11 protein-coding genes are annotated in these 9213 nt (G+C 71.6%); 3 read left to right on the top strand and 8 right to left on the bottom strand.

Annotation, left to right across the window (positions count from 1 at the left end):
• The 6 genes from CCN72_RS00745 to CCN72_RS38810 all read right to left on the bottom strand — a co-directional run.
• Positions 1-963 (bottom strand): insulinase family protein (locus tag CCN72_RS00745; RefSeq protein ID WP_158101307.1); only part of this gene is annotated, 963 nt, incomplete at its 3' end.
• Complete coding sequence (locus CCN72_RS00740; protein WP_158101306.1) at positions 960-2138, bottom strand: insulinase family protein; 1179 nt, start codon at positions 2136-2138, stop codon at positions 960-962. The genes CCN72_RS00740 and CCN72_RS00745, both read right to left, overlap by 4 nt.
• A complete protein-coding gene (locus CCN72_RS00735) occupies positions 2135-3403 on the bottom strand; it encodes an MFS transporter (RefSeq protein WP_158101305.1) in 1269 nt (422 codons plus the stop codon). Before CCN72_RS00735 ends, CCN72_RS00740 begins: the two co-directional genes overlap by 4 nt.
• Positions 3396-3974, bottom strand: a complete 579-nt coding sequence (locus CCN72_RS38525; protein ID WP_143664019.1) for a hypothetical protein — start codon at positions 3972-3974, stop codon at positions 3396-3398. Before CCN72_RS38525 ends, CCN72_RS00735 begins: the two co-directional genes overlap by 8 nt.
• A gap of 164 nt (positions 3975-4138) precedes the next feature.
• Positions 4139-4894, bottom strand: coding sequence for a hypothetical protein (locus CCN72_RS00730; protein ID WP_143664018.1), 756 nt, complete (start codon positions 4892-4894; stop codon positions 4139-4141).
• A gap of 96 nt (positions 4895-4990) precedes the next feature.
• Positions 4991-5131: a hypothetical protein gene (locus CCN72_RS38810; protein ID WP_158101304.1), complete on the bottom strand. Its 141-nt coding sequence runs from the start codon at positions 5129-5131 to the stop codon at positions 4991-4993.
• 260 nt (positions 5132-5391) lie between these two features.
• On the opposite strand from CCN72_RS38810, the gene CCN72_RS00725 reads away from it, so the two are divergent.
• Positions 5392-6468 (top strand): helix-turn-helix domain-containing protein, encoded by a 1077-nt coding sequence (locus tag CCN72_RS00725; protein WP_086805872.1) that lies wholly within the window; start codon positions 5392-5394, stop codon positions 6466-6468.
• Positions 6469-6833: 365 nt separating this feature from the next.
• Here the strand turns inward: CCN72_RS00725 and CCN72_RS00720 are convergent, their stop codons facing one another.
• A complete protein-coding gene (locus CCN72_RS00720) occupies positions 6834-7070 on the bottom strand; it encodes a hypothetical protein (protein ID WP_136099975.1) in 237 nt (78 codons plus the stop codon).
• A gap of 389 nt (positions 7071-7459) precedes the next feature.
• On the opposite strand from CCN72_RS00720, the gene CCN72_RS00715 reads away from it, so the two are divergent.
• Complete coding sequence (locus tag CCN72_RS00715; protein ID WP_086805871.1) at positions 7460-7678, top strand: response regulator transcription factor; 219 nt, start codon at positions 7460-7462, stop codon at positions 7676-7678.
• Positions 7679-7778: 100 nt separating this feature from the next.
• Here CCN72_RS00715 and CCN72_RS00710 read toward each other — a convergent pair whose 3' ends face one another.
• On the bottom strand, positions 7779-8351 hold the full coding sequence (locus tag CCN72_RS00710; RefSeq protein ID WP_086805870.1) for an ArsR/SmtB family transcription factor: 573 nt from the start codon (positions 8349-8351) through the stop codon (positions 7779-7781).
• Between the two features lie 151 nt (positions 8352-8502).
• Here CCN72_RS00710 and CCN72_RS00705 point away from each other — a divergent pair, with 151 nt between their 5' ends.
• Positions 8503-8892, top strand: coding sequence for a hypothetical protein (locus CCN72_RS00705; protein ID WP_086805869.1), 390 nt, complete (start codon positions 8503-8505; stop codon positions 8890-8892).
• The last annotated feature ends 321 nt before the right edge of the window (positions 8893-9213 follow it).

Genomic DNA, 9213 nt, shown 5'->3' with positions numbered 1-9213 from the left:
TCCCGCGATGGTGGTGCGCCCCAGCGGGCGCAGGCCCTTTCCGGTGCCGAGTCCGAGTCCGAGTCCGACGATCGGGCCTCGCGCGTCGAGGAGGGCACCGAGTGCGGCGCTCGGCGTGCGCGGACGCAGCAGGGTGACGGCGACCAGGTCGCTGAGGCCGCGCACCGCGGGCGCGGCGGCGCGTCGGGCCTGGTGACCACCAGGCACGAAGGTCGGGGAGCCCACGGACTGTGCCGTAGCGACCGGGGAGCCCGCGAGATGTGCCGTAGCGACCGGGGAGCCCGCAGGCTGTGCCGCAGTGACCGAGGCGGCTGCGGGCTGTGCCGTAGCGGCCCTGGATTCCTCGTACCGGGCGAGCAGGTCTTCGACGACGCCGGTGAGTGAGGGCGGACCGGCGACGAAGAGCTGGGACCGGGCTCCCGGGTAGCCGTGCCGGACGAGGCGGGTGACGTCGGCCGGTGTGATGCCGGAGAGGGACTCCGCCGTGGTGCGGGCGATGGAGTCCAGGCCCGGTTCGTCCGCCGCCGCCGCGGCGATCAGCGGGCCGAGCCGCAGCAGGGGCTGGTGATCCATACGGCGGGTCTCCAGGAGCACCGCGTGTCTTTCCCCTTCGAACACGTCGGGCGTGACGTTCCCACGGCGTCCGCCGGCGATGTCCGTCAGGTGCTGTAGCGATGCCGCGCTGTCGTCCGGGTCGCCGGTGGTGCGGAACACGGTGCGGTCGATCTCGGTCACCGCGAGGACGGGCAGCCCGGGAGCGCATGCGGGCGGGCCGGTGAGAATGTTGAGGTGTTCGGCCATGTGGGCCGTTCCCTCAAGGCCGTGGGGGTCGTCGCGGGACCCGCAGCCGACCACCAGGGCGGCGCCGAAGGAGTGCGCCCATGGCAGCGTTTCCAGGTCCACCTGGAGGTTTCCGACACTGAACCGGCGGACCGGTCCGTCGGCCGCTTCGGAGGGTGTCACTGGATCTCCTGGTACACGTCGGTGAGTTGGCGCCGTTGCTCTTGGGTGAACGGGCCGAGCGCGGCCGCGGCGGGTGGTCGGGCCAGGAAGGTCAGGCCGGGGATCTCGGTGATCTCCGCCATCGCGGTGAGGCGTTGCCGGATCGTCTGTTCGCCCAGGTCCTGGCGTCGGAGGTCGTCGACCGCGCCGAACGGCCCGTCGAGTGCCGCGAGGTTCTCGGCCCGGCAACGGCGGCGCGCGAGGTCCGTCTCGTGCGGATCGGCTCCGCGGGCCAGTTGCCGCACGGTGTGGTCCAGGACGCGCAGGGCTGCCGCGGCATGTTGCGGGGCTACGGTGGCGGTGGCACCGATCGAGGATGATCCGGGCTCGTGCCAGTAGGCGGCGGTGAACCCGTACGCCAGGTGGTGGCGATGGCGCAGTGCGTGGTGGAGGCGCCCGTTGGGGCCGTTGCCGAGCCGTTCGACCGTGAGTGGAAGCAGGTCGGGCCCCGGCGGACGGATCGGGAGGCGGAGAGCGACACGGGCGTCGCAGCCGGGATGTGTCGCGATCTCAAGGGCTCCACGCCAGTGCGAGTCGTGCGCGGGGACCCCCGTGGCCCCGGCCCCGGCGCGGTTGCGGTCGCGGGCCGTCGGTTGCTCGGGCGGCTCACCGGGCCGGGCCGGTATCGACGGATGGCCGCGGTGGACGCGTGCCCGGGCCAGGAGCGTCTCGATGGCGTGGTTCAGGTCGGCGGTGGAGACGGCGGCGAGTGTCCCGGCGGTGCCGCGTGGATCGGTGTCGGGCGTCCGCCGGGCGGCGCGCTCCAGCAGTTGGCCGAGCAGGGTCAGCGGGGTCGCGCCGCGGCCCTCGATCGCGGCGATCTGGCGTGCCCTGAGGCCGTCGAGCACCGCTTCCCCCGCGGGCCCGGACGGCAGGCGGGTGTTCCGCAGCTCGTCGAGGACGGTCATGAGGTCAGCCGGGGCGGCTGACCAGTAAGCGAACGACGAGGTCCGCGCGTCCAGTTGATGCCGGGTGAGCCAACCGGCGGTGGCGGCCCGCCTCGCCGCACCCCCACAGCGCGGGTCGTTGAGGACGGCGGCGAGCAGCGCGCCGAATCCCGCGTGCCGCGGGGCATCGTCCTCGTATCCAGCGGGCAGGTCGACGATGCAGGCCCCGCCGGGGCGAGGCGGCGTCACCGGGCGGACCCCCGGGCCGACTCCAGTGCTGCGGCGACGGCTCCCGGTGAGCGCGGCGATCCGCCGGCGCGCAGGGCCTGCCAGGCCCACGGGGCAGCGGTGACGGTCGCCAGCACACCGCCGACGGCCACGATGGTCAGCGGCGCGACACATTGCGCCGACAGGCCCGCGGCGGCGGTGCCGGCGAGTTGCCAGACCGCCTTCCAGGTACGGCGTACGGCGGTGACCCGGCCGCGGAAACCGGGTTCCGCCCGTTGCTGGCACTGCATCGCCGGGCCGATGGTGGTCAGGTAGCCGTGGACGCCCAGCAGCACACCGGTGAGGACGACGAAGACGGTGGTGCCCTCGGCGCCGGCGCACCAGGTGGCGGCGACGGCCACCGGCGCGGTGATCAGTACGGCCGTCCGGAACAGCGAGGCGGCGGACAGCTCGCGGCGTACGCGGGCGAGGGCCAGGGTCGTCGCGAGGCAGCCGGCGCCGGCGCCGAGCCCGAACAGGCCCGGTGCCTGTGTGGCGTGGCTCGCTCCGAAATGGAGCAGGACCAGTTCTGTCGCCGCGCCGAAGCAGAGGTACCAGGGTGCCTCCGCGGCCATGGTCCACCGCAGCACCGGATCGGCCCATACGGCTGCTACTCCCTGCCGCAGGTTCGTCCGCCCTCCCCTGTGCGCCGTGGTGGCGCGGGCGGGGGGTCGGCTGCTTCCGCGAGGCAGCATGCACACGGCGGCCACCAGGAAGGTCGCGGCGTTCAGCCAGACGACCACGGCGATCGAGGTGTGTGCCAGGAGAGCCGTGCCCAGCAGCGGGCCGAGCAGCACCGCCCCGTTGCCCGAGGCGTTGATGAGGGAATTGGCCGCCAGGAGGCGGCCGGTGGGCACCACATCGGGGAGCAGGCTCATGAAGGCCGGCAGGGCCAGCGCCGAGAGGATGTTCTGGGCGATGAGGTGCGGGTAGACCCAGGCGACGTGGCCGGCGCCGACGGTCAGGGCCAAGGAGGAGGCCACCAGGAAGCCGCCGATGTCGGCGGCGATGACGACACGGCGCTGATCGAACCGGTCGGCGATCACCCCGGCGATGGGCGTGAAGAAGATCTGGGTCAGGAACAGCATGGCGAAGGCCAGCAGGCCGGCCGTCGTGGAACCGGTGGTCTGGCGGATCCACAGCGGAACCGCCAGATACTGGAGGTAGCCGCCGAGCCCCGACAGGGAACGCCCTGTCAAGATCACCGTGAAGTCCCGGCCCAGCCGCTCCGCGGACGACTTACCCACCGATGCTCCCGCCGTGGTCGACGGCCCGGGCCAGCTGTGACTTGCTGGTACGGTCGCGGGCCACGCCCAGCCGCTCGTCCAGCCGCCCGGCGAGCCGGTCCAGGTCGGCAAGCGCCGTCGGGAAGGGGGAGTTGACCTCGATCTCCAGGCATCGGTAGTGCCGGGAGGAGTCCCGGGGAGCGGCCGGGTCGCCGAAGTCGACGTAGTCGAGGTTGCACACGACCTCTGTGCCGTCGGCGGTACGGCCGAAGCACTTGTAGCGTCGCTGGACGGCCACGCCGGCCGCCCTCAGGTCACCGGTGAGCAGGCGCAGGGTCCTGGCGTAGGCGATCGGCACGGTCCCCGGGTCGGAAATCCTGGCGCCGACCCCCCGGTAGGGGACTTTCTGGCGCAGTTCGAGCCCGTCGCGCCACCCGCGCCGGTGCACCGCCTGCTTGAACACGATCACGCAGGTGCCGCCGGGAGCACCGCTGTTGACGACGATGCTCAAGGAGTGCCCGGCTCGGGCGAAAGAGCCTTCGGCGTCGTCCAGGTAGAGCGACGACTGCAAATAGTCCCGGGGGGCGGCCATCGGGGTGAGCAGATCACCGAAGAGAACCGAGTCCGCGAAGGCGCCCGGGTCTTCGGTTTGTTCTTCCCGAAGAGCCCATTTGCATTCATGTTCGATGCCTATGTGGATGTTCTCGTCCACAACGGCCGTGGGGGCGGCTGCCGTTGACTGTTCCGTCACGGGATTCACACTCCCTTCGCGGGTGGGATCGGCGCCGGCATGGTGAACACCACGATGTCGGCGGGGTCTGGGGAGCCGATGGCCCGTTCGACCGCCTGTCGTATTCCGGACGCGCATTCCGCCGACGGCCGGAAGTGACCGGATTTGAGATTGGCGACGGCGAAGAGGCGTTCCGGTGATCCGACGACCACCAGCTCTCCGGCCGCCCTGGCCCGGAGGCGGTCCGGGACGAGCATGGGATGAACGACGCGGGTCGCCTCGGCCGGGCGTCCCCGCGCCCAGCCGAACATGACGTCCAGGAGCCGGTAGGGCCGCGGCCAGATCCACAGCTCGCCGTCCTCGTCCACGACATACAGATACGACGCGCCAAGACGGAGTGCGGCCAGCACCTGACCTCGGTCGGCCATCCGTACGGCACGCCGGTCCATGGCTTCCAGGGGACGCCGGTAGTACTTCTCGAAGGTCGGACGGTCGAACTCGATGACGGTCGGGTTCGTCGACACCGTCCGCTGGACCTTCCGGGCCGGCGCCGCGACACCTCCCGTGTCGAAACGGTGCTGGATGTCGGAGACCAGTTCTTCGACCCTCGTCCGCACCGGGGTCGACGACTGTTCCGCGGCGAGCAGCGTCAACATCGAAAGGAGCTCTTCATAGAGCAGGAATACAACGGCTTGTGAATTGCGGCCGTAGCGGTCCGCCGCGGCGCCGCGTGTCTCAGCGAACCGCGCCACCACCGGATGGTCCTTCAGTGTGGCTGACACTCTTCGCACCCCCCATCTCACTGTTCGGTGAATGTCCTGAAACCCCGAGGGGGCGTGGGAGCAGTCATGCCGCTCCCACGCCCCCTTCGGCGCTGATTACATCCAGTTCGGAACGTCGGAGGACGCGGCCTGCGGCGCCGAGAGGGCCTCGGTGCCGTACTCCGTGGCGTCCAGGCCCTCAAGGGACTCGACGATCGCGTCGACACGCAGCAGCTCGTTGTTGGTGATCTCGCCCATGGAAATTCTCCTTTTCCGGGTATCGGGGTCGCGGTTTCCGCATTTCCGCGGCGACCGCTTCTGACATCAACTAGCTTCGCCCGCGCTGGAATCCAGGAACAGCCCCGTTATTTCGGGAGAGCATGTGCGGTACCTCGAACGCGCTCCCCACCGTCCGGGCCGCGGAGCCTCCCGCACAGCGGCTGGCCAGGAAGATCGTCAAGTAGCCTGCCCTGCGAGAACAGCGGTCCAGGGGTCTGGGTCGGCACGAGGAGGGCAGCGTGGAAGTTCCGCGGAACGGCGGGGGATTCGAGGCGGTGCGCGGGCTGGTCGACGCCGACACGGCCGTCTACAGCTGGGTGCTCGAACACCGCAGGGCTGACACGGCCGCGATCGCCGCCGCCACGGGGACGGACGAGCAGGAGGCCGCGCGCAGTGTGGAACGCCTGCTGGCGGCCCGCCTGTTGCATGTGGTCCCCGACGACCCCCGGGTGGTCTTCGCGGTGGCGCCCGAGACCGCGACCGCGCAGCTCGCCGCTCCGGTGGAGGCCGAGATCCGGGAGCGGCAGGGCCGGCTCGCCGAGATCCGCCGTGAACTGGATCGTTTCTCCGCCAGCTACCACCGCAGCCACTCGCCGACCGCCGCGATGGAGCTGCTGGAGAACGTGGAGGACGTGCGCGGCATGCTCAACCACGCCTCGGACCGCTGCCGTCGGGAGGTGCTCAGCAGCCAGCCCGGCGGCGGGTCGCGCGTTCCGGAGGCGATGCAGGAGGCGCTGACCCGGGACAAGGCCATGCTGGAGCGCGGGATCCAGCTCCGCACGCTCTATCACCACACCGCCCGGTTCAACGGACCGAGCCAGGTGTACGTCACCGCGGCCTCGGCGCTGGGCGGTCAGTACCGCACCGCGCACGAGCTGTTCGGGAGACTCATCGTCTTCGACCGGGAGCTTGCCTTCATCCCTGTCCAGGACGGCAGTTGGGGGGCCATCGTGATCCGCGAGCCGTCCACGGTCAGCTATCTCTGCGAGATCTTCGAGCAGACCTGGGACCGGGCCACCCCGTTCGCGGACGCGGCCACCCAGGGACTGGAGGAGGTCTCCCGGGAGATCCACACGACGATCGTGCGGCTGCTCGCGGCGGGCCACAAGGACGAGGCGATAGCCCGCAGGCTGGGCATGTCACTGCGTACGGCCCGTCGCCATATCGCCGACATCATGGAGGAGTTGGGAGCGGCCAGCCGTTTCCAGGCCGGCTGCCAGGCGGCCGTTCTCGGGCTGCTCGCCCCGGAAGCGCGATCGCGCCGTGCTCCGGTCGAGGCACCGGGGGCCTGGGAACGGGGGAACGAGTTCGCGTGACTGCCGCGGCGTAGGCACCCCCGGTACTCCCGGCGCGCGGGGCGCGGCGTGCGCGCGGGGCGCGGCGTCGGCGGTGAACGAACCCGGCTCGGTCGGCCGGCGGCATCGTCCGGTGGACGGGTCTGCCGCCCCGACCGCAAACGTGTGCACCGTCGGCGGACAGCAGTCGGCGCCCGTTCATCCGGTGGTCCACCGGACGCCGGGCGCCGGAGTACGGCACCTGCGGCGCGGCCATGGTGCGGGCGCCGCCTTCTTCCGGTGCCGACCGAGGTCGGTGCAGCGCTCTACGTACCACCCCGCCGAGCGCGTCGGGCCGAGCCGACGCCGGGCGCGCGCTGCGTCGTCACCCTGCTCCTCGCGGTGGATCAGCCACCCCAGGAGGTGTCGCCGCAGAGGCCGGCATGACCGTCGCCCACACCGTTGGTGACCGGGGTGGACACCAAGTCGCCGGCGTCCGACAGGTGGACGGACAGGAGCACCGCACCGCCGCCCGGCGAGCACTCGACGGTGGCACCGGTACCCGCAGCCGAGGCCTGGGCGAGCGGCTGGACGGTCAGGGTGGCCGCGGCGACGAGGACGGTCACGGCAAGGCGTTTCAGCATGGGTCCCCTACGAAGTGGTGGCGTGATCTGCGCTGTCGGCAGGTGCACCGGGCTGTCGGTGCACGGCCAACCATGGCCCAATCCGGCATGATCCGCTGCGAATTGACCCCTCACCATGGTGCGTGACCGCAAACTGAAGGGGCGGCAATCCGGACAACCGACACAGATGCGTGGCACGGGTCCCCTCCGAGGGGAGGCCGAAGGAGGAGTCGGCGGCCGGCGGCCGGCCTGAGCCCCCCGACCCCTTTTACCCTTTACCTCCCGATACGCCCGCTCTGCCCACGTGTCGCCTTACTGTCAGGCATGTTGGTGAGGCGTGCGGCCCGTCGCGACCACGCCGGGGCTGGGCGAGGCTGATCCTCATCCGAAGAGAGATCAGGAGCTGGAACATGCTCGAAACCATCGTTTCCACCCCCGCGCTGACCCCCCGTGAGAAGCAGGTCCTCACCCTTCTGGTCGGAGGCGAGACCAACTGGAACATCGGCCGGCAGCTGGGCATCAGCCGCCACACCGTCGACACCCATCTGCGCCGCCTGCGCGACAAGACGGGCACCACCAATCGCACCCAGCTCGTCGCGCTGGCCCTGCAACGGGGCTACCTGTCCTGACCGACACCCGCCCCCAAGGCCCAGGCCAGACCTCTCCTCCGGCCTGGGCCATTCGGCGCGCTCCGGACCCGGCCGCCTCGGCCCACCGGGTCCTGGCCGGCTAGGGGCGGTCTTCCGAGGGTTCCGGGACCGCGTAGTAGCGCATGAGCATCGGACGGGCGCCCTCCGGGGCCTCCTCGCGGGAGTGGCCGTAGCGGTCGAGCAGGGCGTGATAGTCGCGCATGAAGGCGAGCAGTTCCTCGCGGGTCATCCACGTGCCGTGGCGCTGGACCTGGGCCCAGCCTTCGGGGCCGCGGTACTCGTGGTGGGCGCGGTGGTAGAGCGCGGTGTCGAACTCGATCTTGAGGTGGGCGAGTTGGGCGGCGGCCGCGTACTCGTCCGGGGCCATCGTGGCCGGGTCCGGCGCGGTGTGCCGGAACGGCAGGGTCCGCCACCAGCGCTCGCGGCCGCCGGACTTCTCCGGTATCTCCTCGATGAGCCGCTGCTCGGCGAGTTTGCGCAGGTGGTAGCTGGTGGTGCCGGAGCTCTCGCCGAGTTCGCGCGCCAGCACCGTGGAGTTCGCCTCGCCGTGCCGGCCGAGGTACTCCAGGATCCGGCGGCGCAGGGGGTTGCCCAGGGATTTGTAGAGCGCGGTGCGCTCCAGGCTGGTCATCTCGGGCATGCCGTCGGTCATGCGGAAACCGTAACCCCGAGAACCCTGAGACGTCCCTGAGCTTTGCCGAGGATTGCCGAATTCTCTTTGCAGAATTTTCTCTGCGGTCTACTGTGGTGAAGCCGGATCGAGGACGACTGCGGCCCTGGGAGGGGCTGGGAGGGGGCGGGGCGTGACGGCGAAGAAGAAGTGGACGCTCATCGGGCTGGCCGCGGCGGCGGTCCTGCTGGTGCCGTGGATGGCGGTGCTCGCGATGACACTGCCCGGCCGCACCACGGTGGATCACTGGCCGCTGGCCTGGATAGGCCTCGACGTCCTGATGACGGCGGGCTGCGCGGCCACGGCCCTCCTCGGCCTCCGCGCCGACCCCCGGGCCCGGCTCACCGCCTCCGCCACGGCGTCCACGGCCGTCCTCGACGCCTGGTTCGACATAACCACCGCCGGCACGGGCACAGCCCTGCTCCAGGCGGTGGGCTGCGCGGCCGCGGAGGCCGCGCTGGCGGGGGCGTGCGTGTATCTGGCAGTGGGGAAGGGACGGTGCGGGACGCGGGTGCCGTCGTAGGCCGACGGACCGACAGGCCGACGGCGGGGTGGGTGGCTGTGCCTGCCGTCGCGCAGGCGGCGCTCGTCCGGGCAGTTCGTGGACAGTGGCCGGGTGGTGGACAGCGGCTGCGCCCCCGCCTGGCCCACCGTGCCGCCCGCCTCGACGGCGGCATGCGGGACGGCGGCAGACGGTACGGCGGCACGCGGTGCGGGTCAGCCACCGAAGCCGTCCCTCAAGAGGCCCCCACCCTGGCGCCCTGCCCCCGTGTCCCGCCCACCGCGATCCGGCTACGCGGAGCTCACCAGCCGGCCCCCGCGCGCGCCCGCCGCTCAGGCGGGC

Source organism: Streptomyces murinus, assembly GCF_002154555.1.
GTDB classification, from domain to species: domain Bacteria; phylum Actinomycetota; class Actinomycetes; order Streptomycetales; family Streptomycetaceae; genus Streptomyces; species Streptomyces murinus.
The sequence above is the reverse complement of the archived record's forward strand: the minus strand, read 5'-3'. Positions and strand labels throughout refer to the sequence as shown.

What these genes read in the sequence shown, in the direction of transcription:
- CCN72_RS38525 (WP_143664019.1), bottom strand. Translation starts at nt 3,974, where the DNA reads ATGGCCGCCCCCCGGGACTATTTGCAGTCGTCGCTCTACCTGGACGAC.
- CCN72_RS38810 (WP_158101304.1), bottom strand. Translation starts at nt 5,131, where the DNA reads ATGGGCGAGATCACCAACAACGAGCTGCTGCGTGTCGACGCGATCGTC.
- CCN72_RS00720 (WP_136099975.1), bottom strand. Translation starts at nt 7,070, where the DNA reads ATGCTGAAACGCCTTGCCGTGACCGTCCTCGTCGCCGCGGCCACCCTG.
- CCN72_RS00715 (WP_086805871.1), top strand. Translation starts at nt 7,460, where the DNA reads ATGCTCGAAACCATCGTTTCCACCCCCGCGCTGACCCCCCGTGAGAAG.
- CCN72_RS00710 (WP_086805870.1), bottom strand. Translation starts at nt 8,351, where the DNA reads ATGACCGACGGCATGCCCGAGATGACCAGCCTGGAGCGCACCGCGCTC.